Genomic DNA, 16,663 nt, shown 5'->3' on the forward strand with positions numbered 1-16,663 from the left:
CTGGGGACTGGGGATTGGGGACTGGGGACTGGGGACTGGGGACTGGGGACTGGGAATGAGGGGGAAATAACTAATCTCCATTACCCATTACCCAATGCCCAATGCCCAATGCCCCATTCCCAATGCCCCATTCCCAATTAAAAACTGTTACAGTCTATAACGCGATCGCAATATGATCCGGTCGGCGGTGTTAGGATGCCCTAAAAACGTTGAGAGACTACTTTATGGCAGAAACACTTTCTGGACAAACTCCACTGTTTGCTGGCAGCACTGGCGGCCTCCTCAAAAAAGCAGAAGTGGAAGAAAAGTACGCTATCACCTGGACTAGCCCTAAGGCGCAAGTTTTTGAACTACCAACAGGTGGTGCAGCCACTATGCAACAAGGTCAAAACCTGCTGTACTTGGCTCGGAAAGAATATGGTATAGCTTTGGGTGGTCAACTCCGGAAATTTAAAATCACAGACTACAAAATTTACCGGATTTTACCCGGCGGAGAAACCTCTTTGATTCACCCAGCTGATGGCGTATTCCCTGAAAAGGTGAATGCAGGCCGTGAAAAAGTACGTTTTGTACCACGCAGAATTGGCGAAAATCCCAATCCATCAGCGATCAAGTTCAGTGGTAAATATACCTATGATGCATAGGTACTAGGTACTGGGGACTGGGAATTAGGGACTAGGGATTAGGGACTAGGGACTGGGGAATGGAGAAGAGAAAAACTTTGATCCAATCTCAATACCTGATACCCTATGCCCTATGCTCTATAACCCAATCCCCAATACCCTATACCCAATCCCTTACTGTGTTTATGATTTTTCCCGATTTTTCTGATTTTTCTCAATTAGCTTCACAAGGTAACTTCGTTCCCGTATATCAGGAATGGGTGGCAGATCTGGATACGCCAGTATCAGCTTGGTATAAGGTCTGTGCTGGTCAACCCTACAGCTTTTTGTTGGAATCTGTGGAAGGCGGGGAAAAGCTAGGTCGTTATAGTTTATTGGGTTGCGATCCGCTGTGGATATTAGAAGCTAGGGGTGATAGTACAACCCAAACACACCGTGATGGTTCGCAAGTGGTGTTTGCTGGCGACCCTTTTACAGCTTTAGCCAATTGTTTAGAACCTTATAAACCAGTTAAGTTACCACAACTGCCACCAGGAATAGGTGGGTTGTTTGGCTTTTGGGGTTATGAATTGATTAACTGGATAGAACCCCGGGTGCCAATTTATCCACAGGATGAAAGAAATATTCCCGATGGGTTGTGGATGCAGGTAGACCACCTGTTAATTTTTGACCAAGTCAAGCGGAAAATTTGGGCGATCGCCTATGCTGATTTACGCGATCCAAATGTGGATTTACAGGCAGCTTATCAACAAGCTTGCGATCGCGTCTCCCAAATGGTCAGTAAGTTATCTTTGCCGTTGTCACCAGAGAAAACTATCTTTGAATGGACACCTCCAGCTAGTAGAAGTAAAGTTTCTTCCATAGAGGAATATACGAGTAACTTTACGCGTCAAGACTTCTGCGCCAGTGTTGAAAAAGCCAAACAATACATCAAAGCTGGAGATATTTTTCAAGTCGTTATCTCTCAGCGATTGTCAACAGAATATACAGGCGATCCTTTTGCCCTTTATCGTTCGTTGCGGCAAATTAATCCATCGCCTTACATGGCGTATTTTAACTTTCAGGATTGGCAAATTATTGGCTCCAGCCCCGAAGTGATGGTAAAAGCAGAACGCGATCGCGATGGTGATATTATCGCCACAGTCCGTCCGATTGCGGGAACGCGCCCAAGGGGTAAAACTAGCAAGGAAGATGCAGCCTATGCCGAAGATTTGCTGCAAGACCCCAAAGAAATTGCCGAACACGTGATGCTGGTAGATTTAGGAAGAAACGATTTAGGACGTGTTTGTCAAAGTGGTAGTGTCAGGGTTGATGAATTAATGGTAGTGGAACGTTACTCTCATGTGATGCACATTGTGAGTAATGTTGTGGGTAAGTTAGCAGATGATAAAACCGCATGGGATTTACTCAAAGCTTGCTTCCCGGCTGGTACAGTTAGCGGTGCACCGAAAATTCGTGCTATGGAAATTATTCACGAATTAGAACCCAGCCGTCGCGGTGTTTACTCTGGTGTTTATGGTTATTACGATTTTGAAGGACAATTAAATAGTGCGATCGCAATTCGCACAATGGTATTTAATAACCATCAAGTTACTGTGCAAGCTGGTGCTGGTTTAGTAGCTGATTCTGAACCAGAAAAAGAATATGAAGAGACACTCAATAAAGCCAGAGGTTTGTTAGAAGCAATTCGTTGTTTAAGATAAATTAATTAACACCAAGGCGCAAAATTGAAGTAGGATGCGTTACGCTAACGCTAACGCATCCTACTAAATTTCCACTGCTTCAAAATGTTCAACAGTGGGAAAAGGCTCATAAAAATGATGTAGTAACTTTTTCCACTCTTGATAATCAGCAGAACTTCTAAATTCTACAGTATGAGATTCTAAGGTTTCCCATCTGACGAGTAAGAGATATTTACCATTAACTTCAATGCAGCGATGGAGTTCATGAGATAAATATCCCTTAATGGAAGAGATAATCTTGGAAGCTGTTTTAAAAGAAGATTCAAATTCTGATTCCATCCCGGGTTTGACATGAAGCATAACTGCCTCAAGAATCATAAACTATCCCTTGAAAACTGAAGATGATGCCGTTTAGTATAATGCGATCGCATAGACTATAGGCAAATCAAAAATAATTCTTGAGTAAATAAATAATAGCAGCACAAAACGGAGTATATTGTCCGTTCTCATCGACTTGATTATAACCTTCAGCAAGCTGCTGTATTTCTTCATCAGTTAAATCTTCAATACCCATTAACGCCGCATCAATTGCTACTTTTCGCATATTTTGTAGCTTGTTAATATCGAGTGCTAGCTTCTCTATAGTCGTTTTAGCAGCAGCCTGTTTAGCTGGATCATCTGTTGGTTGGATTTCTCCCGAAGCAGGATATTTAAAGAAATCGGTGCAGTTTATTTCTAGAGGTGAAACCATCAGAAGCTCATCATACCAATACTTTTTATGATGTCCACAATGTACGGGAACAGGAGGAGGTTCTTCACTTTCTCCTTGACATGAAGCGATGAGATTTGTATATTCCAGTGCTAAATGTTGGTAATGACTACGAGGCTTGAGATGTTCTATATGGCTTGTTTCTCTGGTGATTCGCATTCCGCAATAACAGCAGATATATCCCTGTTCTTGTAATAGGGAATCATGCACAATTGCTTTTTCAGGTTTTTGAAAATTATCATCCCAATTAGGTTTCCAATCGTCGTTTTCTAAAGCCTTCCAATTGCTAAATTTTCCTGGTTCAGAATTCTTTTTGATGTACTTCATCGATTGAGAATTTCCTTTCGGCGGATGAGTACATCGGCGCGTACAAACTCAGGTTCATCTGCGCCTATTTCGGCTGCTAACTGTTGACGTAGTTTTCTTGCATCTTCTAGATTACCTGCATCAATCAATCTAAACAATTCTAAAAGACTTGTCTTAATTTCTTGTGGACGTTCTGGAACATCCATTAAGTCTTCTAAAATACGATTGCTATCTCTACCAAAGGAACTTTCTGGACGTTTTGCTATAACACCATTATCAGTCTTTTCTAATATATAAATTCCTTCAGGTTTAACTTGACTAATTACCTGTGGGGAATGTGTAGTAACAATAAATTGACAATTAGGGAATGTTCTTGTTAAAGCTGGGATAATTTCTCTTTGCCATTTTGGGTGTAGATGTAGTTCAATTTCATCAATTAAAACCACGCCAGCGCCTTGGAGTGGTTCTGATAAACCTGGGTTAGCTATTGCTAATCTTCTTGCTAAATCTCCTACCATCGCTAGCAAGCATTTTTCGCCGTCAGATAGTTGATTAACAATGAGTTCTTCACCTTGTTTTCTCACAGTCATTCGCAAGGGAGAACGCTCAACGCGTAAGTCGGAAAAATCTGGTATTAATGAAGAAATAGCTTGTCTTACTGCTTCTAACTGTTTATCTCGATAAGCTGAGTTATCCCGTCTTCTCTCATTTTCTAAATCTTCTCGATTTCTAAACCATTCAAAAAAGCTTTTGAAGTCTATTATTCCTCCCATCAGTGCCCGCTCATAAGCGTCTACTTGTTTACATGAATATGCTTCTGAAATTTCAAGAGGCATATCAATGACAGCACGATTAACAGGATAGTAGACTGCTAAAGGAATATTAGCTTCAGTAAAGGTTTCTAACTTACTATTTAAATAACTAACTGCTATTTTTAAATCTTCAACTAAATGGCTACGTATCTCATTCTCTAATGATGTACGTAGATTTTCTAATTTTACCCTAATATTGTCTATATTTTTAGTAAATTTAAAAGTATCTTTTAGCTTTTTTTCTAATTTAAAAATCTCTTGAATCTGATTTTGTAAATCAAAATCCTCAGCAGCTAATGACCATGTTAATTCTTGTGATTCAAGCAAAATAGTAATTGTATTTTGCGTTTTTATACCTCCATTAGCAATATCTTGTTTATTAAAAAATCGTAAAGAATCAATCGAGCCTTGAATCTGCCCTGTAACTTGTGATAGTAGAATAGCTAAACATTCAAGAATACTTGATTTACCAACGCCGTTGATACCAATTAGGATAGTTGGTTCTTTTTCATTTAAATCTAGCGTGAAATCACCGATTCCACGGAATGATCGCATTATCAAGCGCTTGACTTTCATAGTTTTAATTACGCTGTATGTAATTCATTGGGTGAGAAATTCCCACCCTACATATAATTATAAAGCCAGGTATTAAGCTGATTTTAACTGAATTACTCCCCTATCAAACACTTGGTTATCAGTGCCAATACCGCTGATTTCTATTCTATCGTCATAGACTTCATAGGCGGCAAAACTTAAATTGCTAGTCGAGTATTCTGTCCACTCATTTTTACCTACCGGACGATTACCTGCGCCTGCGCCACATATTAAATAAGTTGTGCCATTAATTGAGCGGGTACGTTCATAATGGTGTTCATGACCATTGATATAAAGTTGTACGCCGTATTTTTGAAATAAAGGCGTGAAAGTTTTAATAAAATCGGGATTACTACCATAGGCTCCCGATGCATAAATAGGATGATGTCCAAATACTACTTTCCATGCAGCTTTGCTGAGGCTTAATTGTTTTTCTAACCAAGTTAGCTGGTTTTTCCAGTCAGCGTTACCGTTAGTATCTAGCGCAAAAAATTGTACATTTCCTTGGCTAAAGGTATAGTAGCGTCCCTTCATATTAAAGCCGGGATATTTAACTTGTGGATCGCCATTTGCAGTGCGAATATCATGATTGCCTAAACAAGCTTGAAATTTCACACCTTGCTTGAGTAAATCTTTATAAGGAAGCTCAAATACATCTGCAATTTTTTCAATTTCACCGTTGTTATAAATATTATCACCAGCTAAAACGACTAAGTTATAAGGATTTTTTTTGTGATAATTAGTCATTGCTCTAGCTACAGCATATTGTCCTTTTGCACCTGTACCTGTATCTGCAACTGAGACAAAACGCAGTAGTAAGTCTTTTTTGGGTGGATTAGCTGCGATCGCTGTTTCTGCTTGAGCTAAATCAGCACTTTGACTATTTTGCCGAGTTAATATCCAGGTTAATCCTGTACCAACAAAACCAAGGCTACTTAAAAATAAAAATTGGCGGCGTTTTAGGTTCATAAATGATTCAATTCCACAACTAGTCAGTTTAGCCAGAGCAATGGACAATGAAGTGATACATTAAGGCAGAAGAAGCTGCATTGCTCAATAATGTATTTGATTTTTATTTGATTCGTTGCTCTTGGTGAAAGTTCCATGTCGCAAGACAATCCGAAATCACAACGTCCCCAAAGACCTTATCAGAGAAACCAGCCAGTTTGGAAGTCTGCTATTATCCAATTTCTCAGGGGGACAATTAGGCTGTTAGAGTCGGCGGTGGTGAAGCTAGAAACAGCACCGCCACCGGGAACTGCGGAAACTCCTGGTTTTTGGGGTGGATTGCTGGCTAAAGTTCGCAATTTTTTACCAGCGAATTTGTCTGCAAAGTTGTCTGATACAGCTTTGACAGGGATTATTGCTAGTATTGCTGTGGTTTTAGTGTGGACAACTACTAGCTTGTTTACGAATAAGCCTGCTGAAGTTGCGATCGCACCTCCTGCTGAAGAAGTGACAACGCCAACGCCAACGATCACTACTCCGCCTTCGCCAGAGTCTACCACCCCAGAAACTCCAGCACCGGAAGAAGTAACACCGTCGCCATCAGCAGAAGTTTCGCCACCGGAACCAGAAATAGAACCAACACCGACACCGGAAGTAATTCCAACACCAGAAGCAACGCCAACACCGGAAGCAACATCAACACCGGAACCGACACCAGAACCAACGCCAACGCCAGCTGTGCAATTAACACCAGAACAAGTTTTAATTGCAGCTATCGAAAATCGAGTAGCGGAGATTAGCGATCGCGTTGCTTCTGGACTTATAAAATCAATTCAAGCCAATTTTCGGACTAGTAATTTAACGGTAAAAATTAGCGATGATTGGTATACCCTCAGCGAAACTCAACAGGATACACTCGCAGCCGATATCTTACAACGCTCTCAAGAACTCGATTTTACTCATTTAGAGGTGGTTGATTTTCAAGATAGATTGATAGCGCGGAATCCTGTTGTTGGAAATGAGATGATTATTTTTAAACGGCGTGTGAGTTAGTAGAGAAATAAAGAAATGAGGCGAGGAGGAGACGTGATTGTCTGAAAAATTCATCCCAACCCAAGAACAAATGCGAACTTGTTTTATTCTTGGCTATTGGGCAACTAAGATGTATCTACCAATATATTTAATTCGGATAGATGAGCGTACAAGGGATGTTGTCATTTTAGCTGGAGAGGAAACCGAAATTTTAATTTACCCAAACGGGAAATGGAGATATTTATGAGCAAACCGGATTTTATATCAATGAACCGTGCTGAATTGCGGAAATATATCCTAGAACACAGGGAAGATGAGGAAGCTTTTCAAGTTTATATAGATAGATTTAAATCGGAAAGTAGTGAAATATTTCCAGCACCACAAACCATAGACGATTTAAGCAACTTTCCAGAACTACAGCGTCTGCGTCAACAACAACGCAATTCCGGTTAACTCCGCAGTTAACGAAAAACCCGGCTTTTTTAAACCGGGTTTGAGAGTCAACTATTAAGTTCCGAAATACCTATTAATTGGGAATCTCTAAGCTACAGGAGTTGCAGATTTAGCTTCTAAAGTAGCCAGTCTGTCAGCTAACAGTTTTTCTAGGTCTTCTAAGGCTTTGGTGAAACCTTGAATACCTTCTGCTAGTTTGTCAGTAGCCATGCGATCGCTAGCGTGCATTTTGTCAAAGGTGGCTTTGTCGATGGAGATTTTTTCAATTTCCAAGCCGGCTGCATTAGCGGGGTCGAGTTTGCGTGGTAGTTCGCCAATGGTTGCTTGCAGTTCAGCTAGCAATGATGGGGAGATGGTGAGCAAATCGCTACCAGCTAATTCAGTGATTTCGCCAATGTTACGGAAGCTAGCTCCCATAACTTCGGTTTTGTAGCCGAATTTCTTGTAGTAGTTGTAAATCTTGGTTACTGATAATACACCTGGGTCTTCTGCTGGTGCATAGCTATCCCGTCCAGAATCTTTCTTGTACCAGTCGAGGATGCGACCGACGAAGGGAGAAATGAGGGTAACGCCAGCTTCAGCACAGGCGATCGCTTGGTGCAATCCAAACAATAGTGTTAAGTTACAATGAATGCCTTCTTTTTCCAGGATTTCCGCAGCCCGGATACCTTCCCAGGTGGTGGCAATTTTAATCAACACGCGATCGCGAGAAACACCCGCAGCTTTGTATTGAGCAATTAATTCTCTGGCTTTGGTAACAGTAGCTTCGGTATCGAAGGATAAGCGCGCATCTACTTCTGTAGACACCCGACCGGGGATAATTTGTAAAATCTTCAGCCCAAAAGCTACCGCCAAACGGTCAAAAGCAATGGTGACAATTTGCGCTTGGCTAGCACCTGCGCCAGCATCTTTCTTAGCTTGGAGTAGAGTTTGATCGACAATTTCCTGATACTCAGGCATTTTCGCCGCAGCAGTAATCAGTGAAGGATTGGTAGTTGCGTCTTGGGGTTTAAACTTTTCAATCGCTTGGATATCACCTGTATCCGCAACCACTACAGTCATAGTGCGTAACTGTTCGAGTAGGTTTTTAGACATAAATTGCTCCGTTTTGTTTGCTTATTTAGGATTTACTGCATAAAGGCATCAAGTGCTGAGTTGGAGAGACGCGATGAATCGCGTCTGTACAAGAGTGCTGAGTGCTGAGTCAAAATATTAGTCCCTAATCCCCAGTCCCTAATCCCCAGTCCCCAATCTTTATCGATTACCCTCTTATTTACACTTATTGCTGTTCCTTCTATTCTGATTCTGGCAACTTTTCTTAATTGTTGCCCAAGTATACTGATCACCTTAAGCTTCAGCCCTATTTTAGAGACCTTATGCCAAGATTGGCTGTCCAATAGAATGCACTTTAATTAAGCTAGTTGTTCCTGATTTACCAATTGGTACGCCGGAGGTAATCACGACTTTATCGCCGTCTTTGGCTAAACCCATGTCTACGACGCTGTTGACTACGTTCAAAAACATTTCTTCGGCGCTGTGGACTGGGGGAATTAATAAAGCTTCTACACCCCAGGAAAGTGCTAGCTGACGGTAGGAGACTTCATCAGAGGTGAGGGCAATAATTGGCGTTGATGGACGATATTTAGAAACTAACTGCGCTGTACTTCCCGAAGAAGTATTACAAAGAATTGCCCTTGCGCCTGTTTCATAAGCAATTCGACAAACTGCTTCAGCTACAGATTCGGTGACACTCAAAGTCCCAGCTTCACGACACCAAGAATGTTTGCTGCCTTCATGCAAAGACTGTTCTGTGCGAATGGCAATATTGTGCATCATTTCCACTGCGGCAATCGGATATTGACCTACAGCCGTTTCCCCAGAAAGCATGACAGCATCTGTACCATCCCAAATCGAGTTAGCAACGTCTGTGGCTTCGGCGCGGGTGGGATCAGGCGCGCTGATCATCGATTCCAGCATTTGAGTGGCAGTAATCACAGGTTTACCCGCCTGATTACAACGGCGAATAATATCTTTTTGAATTAGGGGGACTTCGTGAATCGGCATTTCCACCCCTAAATCACCACGGGCAATCATAATCCCGTCAGCAGCTTCGAGAATGCTGTCAAAATCCTTAACTGCTTCTGGGCGTTCAATTTTGGCAATTACCCGAATTTTGCCCCCAGCAGATTCAATCATCCGTTGAGCTGGTTCTAAATCTCGGGGTGATTGTACAAAAGAAACTGCTACCCAATCCACACCCAACTGGATGCCAAACCGCAAATCCTGCAAGTCCTTTTCGGTGATGGAACTCATGGGTAAACGAGTTTGTGGTAGGTTTACCCCCTTATGAGTGGAAATTAAACCGCCAATTTTCACATAAGCCCGAATGCGATCGGCATCGCGATCGCTCACAACCAATTTTACACGACCGTCATTAATCGAAATCGGTTCACCAGGTCGTACCATTGCAAACAAAGTTGGCAATGGCAAAGGCAGTTCATCAACACTTTCGCCCTTTTCTTGTAAAACAAAGGTGACTTCGCTACCAGCCTCAACCATTAGCCCTTCTGGTGGTAAAGTCCCCAAGCGGATTTTTGGGCCACACAAGTCTTGCATAATTGCTATTGACTTGTGCTGTCTGCTACTAATTTGTCTAATGTAGTGAGCAGTTTGACCGTGGGCTTCATAAGCCCCATGAGAAAAATTCAGCCGTGCCATATTCATCCCCGCATCAATCAAAGCTTCTAGGCGCTCAGGAGAAGATGTAGCAGGCCCTACAGTACAGATAATTTTGGTTCGACGCATAAAAATTGGGTGTTTAGGAATATCCTGGGTTTCATCCCAGAACCTACAACATAGATAGCTAAACTATCCGAAATTGCAAGTGCTTCATATAACTTTTATGCCCGTAAAAATACTTTCTATTTTCTTTTGTTGTCAAGGTAGGGATTGGGGGAATTTGGGGATTGGGGATTGGGGATTGGGGACTGGGGACTGGGGATTGGGTACTGGGGATTGGGGACTGGGGATGAGGGGAAAAATTCCAATTACCAATTACCAATTACCAATTACCCATTACCCATTACCCCATGCCCAATGCCCAATGCCCCATGCCCTATACAAGCGCCAATTGTTCTTTCTGCGCCATTGATAACATGAGGTCAACTACACGATTTGAGTAGCCCCATTCGTTGTCATACCAAGCGACTACTTTAAAGAAGTTGGCGTTGAGTTCAATGCCAGCACCCGCATCAAAGATACTGGAGTGGATATCGCCCTGAAAATCGGTGGAAACGACTTCTTCGTCACTGTAGCCAAGGATTCCTTTGAGTTCTCCTTCAGAAGCAGCTTTCATGGCTGCACAAATTTCTTTGTAACTAGTGGCTTTGGCTGTCTTGAAAGTTAAGTCAACTACAGAAACATCGGGAGTAGGAACCCGGAACGCCATCCCAGTTAACTTACCCTTCAATTCTGGTAAAACTAGTGCTACAGCTTTAGCTGCACCAGTGGAAGAAGGAATGATATTTTGGGCTGCACCTCTACCACCGCGCCAGTCTTTTTTGCTAGGGCCATCTACTGTTGGTTGAGTAGCGGTCATGGCGTGAACTGTGGTCATCAAACCTTCGGTCAAGCCGAAATTATCATTGATTACCTTAGCTACGGGAGCCAAACAGTTGGTGGTACAGCTAGCATTAGAAACAATTGTATGCTTACTGGGATCAAATAGCTGATGATTAACACCCATCAGCAAAGTAGGAACTAGGTCAGGATCTTTAGTAGGAGCAGAGATTACTACACGCTTGGCACCAGCTTTGAGGTGATTTGTGGCTCCCTCTTGTCCGGTAAACAGCCCTGTAGCTTCCACAACGTAATCTACACCTAATTTTCCCCAAGGTAACTCAGCCGGATTACGAACTGATACACAGGGAATAAAATGCCCATCAATAACGATGCCATCTTCCCTTGCTTCTACCTTACCTTTAAATTTACCGTGGGTTGAATCATATTTAAATAGATAAGCCAGGTTATCTGATGGTACTAGATCGTTGATCCCCACAAATTCAATATTGGGGTTATTAATGCCAGCGCGAAGCACAAGCCGCCCGATCCGACCAAATCCATTAATACCTACTTTTAACTTAGCCAAAATGAAACCTCCCGTTTCGACAATTGCAATTTAGGGCTATTACCCTATCTTCAACGCTGCATTCAGCTTGCATGATTTGGGTCTGACTTAGCTGATCGTTACAGTCAAAAGTTGTGAAGAGCCTATTTTCTTGGCATATTTTAAGGTTTTGGGCATGGGGAATGGGGACTGGGGATTGGGGATTGGGTAATGGGGATTGGGGATTGGGGACTGGGGATTGGGGATTGGGGAAGGGGTAATGGGTAATTGGTAATTGGTAATGGGAAGATAAAGGATTATTGAGCTTTGTTAGGGACTTCCAAATAAAAAATATCACAGTATTTATTGTGGGGTGGACATCTTGTCAATGGTGTCAACTTAAGGTGAAACCCGTTTGGTTGCGAGGTTTTACCCTCACCCCCAGCCCCTCTCCCACAGGGCTACGGTGTACACACAAATCGGAGTTATTTTGAGATCCGGGTTTTACCCCCCTTAATCCCCCCTTGACAAGGGGGGAAACAAGAAAATCAAGTTCCCTCACGCCACTTGCTACAACGGGGGGAACCCCCGCAACGCAGTGGCTCCCCTTTGCAAGGGGAGGGTTAGGGTGGGGTAATTCTAGGACTGGTAGTGATTCGATAACTTGTGTGTACACCGTAGCTCCCTGTGGGAGAGGGGAGCAAGAGATTTAGTTCCCCTTCTCCCGGGGGAGAAGGGGTTAGGGGATGAGGGCGCGAGGTATTTGTACAAAGCCTGCCCTATATAGCTTTTGGCATAAGTTGACACGTATGGCATCTTGCCCGCCCCACCAGATGGAATAATTTATTTCTTAGAAATCCCTTATAACCAATGTGATGATGTTGGTCACCAACGTGATGAGGTTGGTCACCAACGCGATGATGTTGGTCACCAACGCGATGATGTTGGTCACCAACGCGATGATGTTGGTCACCAACGCGATGATGTTGGTCACCAATGTAATGAGGTTGGTCACCAATGTGATGATGTTGGTCACCAACGTGATGAGGTTGGTCACCAACGTGATGATTTTTGTTAAGTTATGGAATTTTCATCTCCTCATCTTCCTGCCCCCTGCCTATTAGCAGTCCCTAGTAGGGCCATTGCCAATCGCGAATTTCTGGCATATCTTCGCCATAGCGCCGAATGTAGTGTTTATGCTCAATGAGCTTATCTTGCACCATTTGCTTGACGTAAGCTGCCTTATATCCTAGTTGCGGTACGCGATCGCATACGTCCATGACTAAGTGGAAGCGATCGAGATCGTTGAGGACAACCATATCAAAGGGTGTGGTGGTGGTTCCTTCTTCTTTGTAGCCGCGGACGTGGATGTTGTTATGGTTTGTATGGCGATAGGTTAAGCGATGAATTAGCCAAGGATAGCCATGAAAAGCAAAGATTACTGGTTTGTTGGTAGTAAAAATGGTATCGAAATCTTTGGGGCTTAAACCGTGAGGATGTTCGCTTTTTGGCTGTAGTGTCATTAAATCGACTACGTTGACTACCCGGACTTTTAAGTCGGGGAAATGCTGACGCAATATATCCACCGCCGCTAAGGTTTCTAAGGTGGGAATATCCCCAGCACAAGCCATAACTACATCTGGTTCGCTGTTTTGGTCGTTACTAGCCCATTCCCAAATGCCAATACCTTTGGTGCAGTGTTTGATAGCGGCATCCATATCTAAATATTGTAGGGCTGGTTGCTTACCAGCAACAATCACGTTGACATAGTTGCGGCTTCTCAGACAATGGTCGGTTACCGACAACAAAGTATTGGCATCGGGGGGAAGATAAACGCGAATGATTTCTGATTTTTTGTTAATCACATGGTCGATAAAACCAGGGTCTTGGTGAGAGAAACCGTTATGGTCTTGTCGCCACACATGGGAGGTTAGCAGATAATTCAGTGATGCAATAGGTCTACGCCAGGGGATGTGACGGGTAGTTTTTAGCCACTTGGCGTGTTGGTTAAACATCGAATCAATGATGTGGATGAAGGCTTCATAGCAGGAGAAGAATCCATGACGACCTGTAAGCAAGTAGCCTTCTAACCAACCTTGGCAGGTAGTTTCACTGAGAATTTCCATCACCCGCCCATCAGGAGAAAGGTGTTCATCCTCTGGGAGAGTTTTAGCAATCCATGTCCGGTCTGTAACTTCAAATACCGCATCTAGGCGATTTGATTGGGTTTCATCTGGCCCAACAATGCGGAAGTTGCGGCTTTCCTGGTTCAGTTTAAGGACATCGCGTAGAAACTGACCGGAAACTTTCGTAGCTTCACCAATGACCTTTCCTGGTTGCGGAACATCAACAGCGTAGTTTTCAAAATCGGGTAACTTTAAGTCACGCAGTAGAATACCGCCGTTAGCGTGGGGATTATCGCCCATGCGCCGATGTCCCTGAGGTGCTAGTTCTGCTAGTTCGGGAATTAAGCTACCGTTAGCGTCGAAGAGTTCTTCGGGTTTGTAACTCTTCATCCAGTCTTCGAGTAATCTCAAGTGTTCTGGCTTGTTGGCGATTTCCCCAAAGGGAACTTGATGCGATCGCCAAAAATCTTCAGTCTTTTTCCCATCTACCTCTTTCGGCCCTGTCCAGCCTTTAGGCGTTCTTAAAATAATCATCGGCCACTGCGGACGGTCTTTAAAACCATGTACGCGGGCTTCTCTTTGAATACTTTGAATTTCCGTGACTATTGTATCCAGCGTAGCGGCAAATAACTGATGTACGGTTGCTGGGTCGGAACCTTCGACAAAGTAAGGCTTATAGCCATAGCCTAAAAATAGGTTCTCAATTTCTTCGTGGCTTAACCGTGATAGCAATGTGGGGTTAGCAATTTTATAGCCATTGAGGTGCAAAATCGGCAATACAGCGCCATCATTGACAGGGTTAAGAAACTTATTTGAATGCCAACTCGCTGCTAAGGCTGCGGTTTCAGCTTCTCCATCACCAATTACACAAGCAACCAGCAAATCGGGGTTGTCAAAAGCAGCACCGTAGGCGTGAGATAAAGCATAGCCTAATTCCCCACCTTCATGAATTGAACCGGGGGTTTCTGGTGCAACGTGGCTAGGAATCCCGCCAGGAAAAGAAAATTGCTTAAACAGGCGCTTCATCCCATCTGCATCTTGGGAGATGTTCGGGTAGAACTTGCTATATGTGCCTTCTAGGTAAGTATTAGCCACCAATCCCGGGCCACCATGACCGGGGCCAGCAATGTAGATGGTGTTGAGGTCGTATTTTGCGATCGCGCGATTGAGATGAACGTAAATAAAGTTCAGTCCCGGTGTTGTTCCCCAGTGACCCAACAGTCTGGGTTTGACATGTTCTAGCTTCAGTGGTTCTCTTAGCAGCGGATTGTCCAGAAGATATATTTGTCCTACTGAAAGATAATTAGCGGCGCGCCAGTAGGCGTTTATCTTCCGCAATTCTTCATCCCTTAAAGGCTTGGATTGAATCGGACTTGCTAAAGTCATATCAAACTCCATTTACATGAGGATTTTGACGAATTCATTACAGTCAGTATGCAAGTTTACTAATCTAGAGGCTGTGTGTCATCCTACCCATGACAAAGTTTTCCAGTATTTATCTGGAAATGTAGCAAGTAATCCTTGTCACATACAGTTATTCGGTCAAATCTAAAATAAATCTGAAGAAATACAAAGGAAAAATCCTTTGTCAGCGTAACCAATTTAGCAGGTTACCTAGATATTTTTAAGCTTATTTTAAAATTAAATTAATGTTTTATTTAAAAGCTTAAGACATTATGAATTAGTGTTTTAAGAGACATTTATTGCTTTTTTGATGGCATTAATAGATAAAAAAGCAAAATATTAACGGGGATCAAAAATATGACCTCTGTTCAATTGCTTATACCAAATCAAATAATGTTTGCGACACATCAATATATTCTAGAGGACAAGGCACTGCCCAGTTGTGTCAACTTAAAGGCGTTGTACAAATACCTCGCGCCCTCATCCCCTAACCCCTTCTCCCCCGGGAGAAGGGGAACGAAATCTCTTGCTCCCCTCTCCTGGTGGGAGAGGGGTTGGGGGTGAGGGCAGAACCTTGTCGCCAAGCGGATTTCACGTTAAGTTGACACGAATGGGCAGTGCCTTACCCTTACAATCTGTCGCGTTCTTTTTTCAACTTGGTATTAGGGACTTCCAAATAAAAAAATATCCCAGTATTTATTGTGGGGTGGACATCTTGTCCGCCCAGTTTATGTGGCGGGCAAGATGCCATTGGTGTCAACTTAAGTTAAAAGGCTTGCCCCACAAGCATTTTACCCCTCCCCTAACCCCTCCCCTTGGCAAGGGGAGGGGACGTTTTGGCTTTAGACAAAACTGGGGAGGGGTAACGCGGATCTTGATGGTAGGCGATTTGATGCAAAATTAAGTCTTGATGAGGGTTTCACGTTAAGTTGACACCGATAGCAAGATGCCCGCCCCACAAGATGGAATAATTTATTTCTTGGAAATCCCTTAGATGCAAATTTTGAACAATTACGAATTACAAATTACGAATTACGAATTACGAATTACGAATTACAAATTCATCATTAGATTTCCAATAACCCAGGCGGGGGCGTAATTTCTATTCTGCGCGCTGGTATATCTACAAAAGGTGCGATCGCTTCTACAAAGGGAATTAAAACAGTCTTTTGTTTTTTATCTGGTGCAAATGTGGGATCTAACTCTACTTCTAATAAATCATTACCAGCCGGAATGATATCTACAACTTTACCTACCAGTTCACCCGATGCTTGCAAAAACACTTCTAAGCCAAGCAAATCGGGAACATAAAATTCATCTTCAGCCAATTGCGGGCGATCGCTTTCTGGCACCATAATCTTACAACCACGTAATTCCTCTACTTGGTTGCGATTTTCCACACCAGCTAATTTAATTACATACAAATTTTTGCCTTCGATGTAACGCCCAGCGATTAATTCTATCGGTTGCGGTTCCGTATCACCAGGACGCAATAACCAGCGTTTCCCCGGTACCTCAAACCGTTCGGGAAAGTCGGTATTCGGATACACCCGCATTTCCCCAGCCAAACCTTGAGGTGCAACAATCTTCCCAATCTCTAGCCAATCATCCAATTTTGGATTTGGGATTTGGGATTTGGGATTATTCTCTTTTTTCTTTTCTGGCTTCGTGTTCTTTGCGCCTTCTCGGTTCATTCTCAATATTTAATTTAAAAAACCAAAAATCTTGGATGGTGCGTTAGCCTACGGCATAACACACCCTACCGGACTGACAAGACTAAAATGTGGCAACATAATTTTCTTTTGTGGG

The 16,663-nt window shown here is 42.9% G+C and carries 15 protein-coding genes; 6 read left to right on the top strand and 9 right to left on the bottom strand.

Annotation, left to right across the window (positions count from 1 at the left end; all coding sequences use genetic code 11):
• The first annotated feature begins 224 nt into the window (after positions 1 to 224).
• Both AACU25_RS31675 and trpE read left to right on the top strand, forming a co-directional pair.
• Complete coding sequence (locus AACU25_RS31675) at positions 225 to 644, top strand: photosystem I reaction center subunit II PsaD (protein ID WP_096582487.1); 420 nt, start codon at positions 225 to 227, stop codon at positions 642 to 644.
• Between the two features lie 164 nt (positions 645 to 808).
• The gene (gene trpE, locus AACU25_RS31680; RefSeq protein ID WP_096582489.1) at positions 809 to 2,326 is read left to right on the top strand and encodes an anthranilate synthase component I; all 1,518 of its coding nucleotides are present in this window, start codon (positions 809 to 811) and stop codon (positions 2,324 to 2,326) included.
• Between the two features lie 63 nt (positions 2,327 to 2,389).
• Here the strand turns inward: trpE and AACU25_RS31685 are convergent, their stop codons facing one another.
• The 4 genes from AACU25_RS31685 to AACU25_RS31700 form a co-directional block, all read right to left on the bottom strand.
• Positions 2,390 to 2,683, bottom strand: coding sequence for an antibiotic biosynthesis monooxygenase (locus AACU25_RS31685; RefSeq protein WP_096582491.1), 294 nt, complete (start codon positions 2,681 to 2,683; stop codon positions 2,390 to 2,392).
• Between the two features lie 67 nt (positions 2,684 to 2,750).
• A complete protein-coding gene (locus tag AACU25_RS31690; RefSeq protein WP_096582493.1) occupies positions 2,751 to 3,401 on the bottom strand; it encodes a retron system putative HNH endonuclease in 651 nt (216 codons plus the stop codon).
• Positions 3,398 to 4,768: an AAA family ATPase gene (locus AACU25_RS31695; RefSeq protein ID WP_096582495.1), complete on the bottom strand. Its 1,371-nt coding sequence runs from the start codon at positions 4,766 to 4,768 to the stop codon at positions 3,398 to 3,400. Before AACU25_RS31695 ends, AACU25_RS31690 begins: the two co-directional genes overlap by 4 nt.
• A gap of 72 nt (positions 4,769 to 4,840) precedes the next feature.
• Positions 4,841 to 5,755, bottom strand: coding sequence for a metallophosphoesterase family protein (locus AACU25_RS31700; RefSeq protein ID WP_096582497.1), 915 nt, complete (start codon positions 5,753 to 5,755; stop codon positions 4,841 to 4,843).
• 135 nt (positions 5,756 to 5,890) lie between these two features.
• Between AACU25_RS31700 and AACU25_RS31705 the strand changes: the two genes are divergently transcribed.
• The 3 genes from AACU25_RS31705 to AACU25_RS31710 are packed head-to-tail and all read left to right on the top strand — an operon-like array spanning position 5,891 to position 7,219.
• A complete protein-coding gene (locus tag AACU25_RS31705) occupies positions 5,891 to 6,787 on the top strand; it encodes a hypothetical protein (RefSeq protein WP_096582499.1) in 897 nt (298 codons plus the stop codon).
• A 37-nt stretch (positions 6,788 to 6,824) separates the two neighbouring features.
• Positions 6,825 to 7,013: a DUF6888 family protein gene (locus AACU25_RS37015; protein ID WP_096582501.1), complete on the top strand. Its 189-nt coding sequence runs from the start codon at positions 6,825 to 6,827 to the stop codon at positions 7,011 to 7,013.
• Complete coding sequence (locus AACU25_RS31710; RefSeq protein ID WP_096582503.1) at positions 7,010 to 7,219, top strand: DUF6887 family protein; 210 nt, start codon at positions 7,010 to 7,012, stop codon at positions 7,217 to 7,219. The genes AACU25_RS37015 and AACU25_RS31710 overlap by 4 nt, the downstream gene beginning before the upstream one ends.
• An 87-nt stretch (positions 7,220 to 7,306) precedes the next feature.
• Here AACU25_RS31710 and AACU25_RS31715 read toward each other — a convergent pair whose 3' ends face one another.
• From AACU25_RS31715 to gap, 3 genes are all read right to left on the bottom strand, one after another.
• The gene (locus AACU25_RS31715) at positions 7,307 to 8,314 is read right to left on the bottom strand and encodes a transaldolase (protein WP_096582505.1); all 1,008 of its coding nucleotides are present in this window, start codon (positions 8,312 to 8,314) and stop codon (positions 7,307 to 7,309) included.
• Between the two features lie 279 nt (positions 8,315 to 8,593).
• A complete protein-coding gene (gene pyk, locus AACU25_RS31720) occupies positions 8,594 to 10,024 on the bottom strand; it encodes a pyruvate kinase (protein ID WP_096582507.1) in 1,431 nt (476 codons plus the stop codon).
• Positions 10,025 to 10,334: 310 nt separating this feature from the next.
• Positions 10,335 to 11,366 (bottom strand): type I glyceraldehyde-3-phosphate dehydrogenase, encoded by a 1,032-nt coding sequence (gene gap, locus AACU25_RS31725; RefSeq protein ID WP_096582511.1) that lies wholly within the window; start codon positions 11,364 to 11,366, stop codon positions 10,335 to 10,337.
• 775 nt (positions 11,367 to 12,141) lie between these two features.
• On the opposite strand from gap, the gene AACU25_RS31730 reads away from it, so the two are divergent.
• Positions 12,142 to 12,402, top strand: coding sequence for a hypothetical protein (locus AACU25_RS31730; protein WP_096582513.1), 261 nt, complete (start codon positions 12,142 to 12,144; stop codon positions 12,400 to 12,402).
• A 52-nt stretch (positions 12,403 to 12,454) separates the two neighbouring features.
• Here the strand turns inward: AACU25_RS31730 and AACU25_RS31735 are convergent, their stop codons facing one another.
• Both AACU25_RS31735 and rimM read right to left on the bottom strand, forming a co-directional pair.
• Positions 12,455 to 14,836 (bottom strand): phosphoketolase family protein, encoded by a 2,382-nt coding sequence (locus tag AACU25_RS31735; RefSeq protein ID WP_096584335.1) that lies wholly within the window; start codon positions 14,834 to 14,836, stop codon positions 12,455 to 12,457.
• Between the two features lie 1,085 nt (positions 14,837 to 15,921).
• Positions 15,922 to 16,548, bottom strand: coding sequence for a ribosome maturation factor RimM (rimM, locus tag AACU25_RS31740; protein WP_096582517.1), 627 nt, complete (start codon positions 16,546 to 16,548; stop codon positions 15,922 to 15,924).
• Positions 16,549 to 16,663 lie beyond the last annotated feature (115 nt).

It is taken from the genome of Tolypothrix tenuis PCC 7101, from assembly GCF_963874875.1.
Classification (GTDB): Bacteria; Cyanobacteriota; Cyanobacteriia; order Cyanobacteriales; family Nostocaceae; genus Aulosira; species Aulosira tenue.

Coding starts and splice junctions, on each gene's coding strand:
- AACU25_RS31705 (WP_096582499.1), top strand. CDS start 5,891: ATGTCGCAAGACAATCCGAAATCACAACGTCCCCAAAGACCTTATCAG.
- AACU25_RS31695 (WP_096582495.1), bottom strand. CDS start 4,768: ATGAAAGTCAAGCGCTTGATAATGCGATCATTCCGTGGAATCGGTGAT.
- pyk (WP_096582507.1), bottom strand. CDS start 10,024: ATGCGTCGAACCAAAATTATCTGTACTGTAGGGCCTGCTACATCTTCT.
- trpE (WP_096582489.1), top strand. CDS start 809: ATGATTTTTCCCGATTTTTCTGATTTTTCTCAATTAGCTTCACAAGGT.
- AACU25_RS31735 (WP_096584335.1), bottom strand. CDS start 14,836: ATGACTTTAGCAAGTCCGATTCAATCCAAGCCTTTAAGGGATGAAGAA.
- AACU25_RS31685 (WP_096582491.1), bottom strand. CDS start 2,683: ATGATTCTTGAGGCAGTTATGCTTCATGTCAAACCCGGGATGGAATCA.
- AACU25_RS31715 (WP_096582505.1), bottom strand. CDS start 8,314: ATGTCTAAAAACCTACTCGAACAGTTACGCACTATGACTGTAGTGGTT.
- AACU25_RS31700 (WP_096582497.1), bottom strand. CDS start 5,755: ATGAACCTAAAACGCCGCCAATTTTTATTTTTAAGTAGCCTTGGTTTT.
- AACU25_RS31675 (WP_096582487.1), top strand. CDS start 225: ATGGCAGAAACACTTTCTGGACAAACTCCACTGTTTGCTGGCAGCACT.
- AACU25_RS31710 (WP_096582503.1), top strand. CDS start 7,010: ATGAGCAAACCGGATTTTATATCAATGAACCGTGCTGAATTGCGGAAA.
- AACU25_RS31690 (WP_096582493.1), bottom strand. CDS start 3,401: ATGAAGTACATCAAAAAGAATTCTGAACCAGGAAAATTTAGCAATTGG.
- rimM (WP_096582517.1), bottom strand. CDS start 16,548: ATGAACCGAGAAGGCGCAAAGAACACGAAGCCAGAAAAGAAAAAAGAG.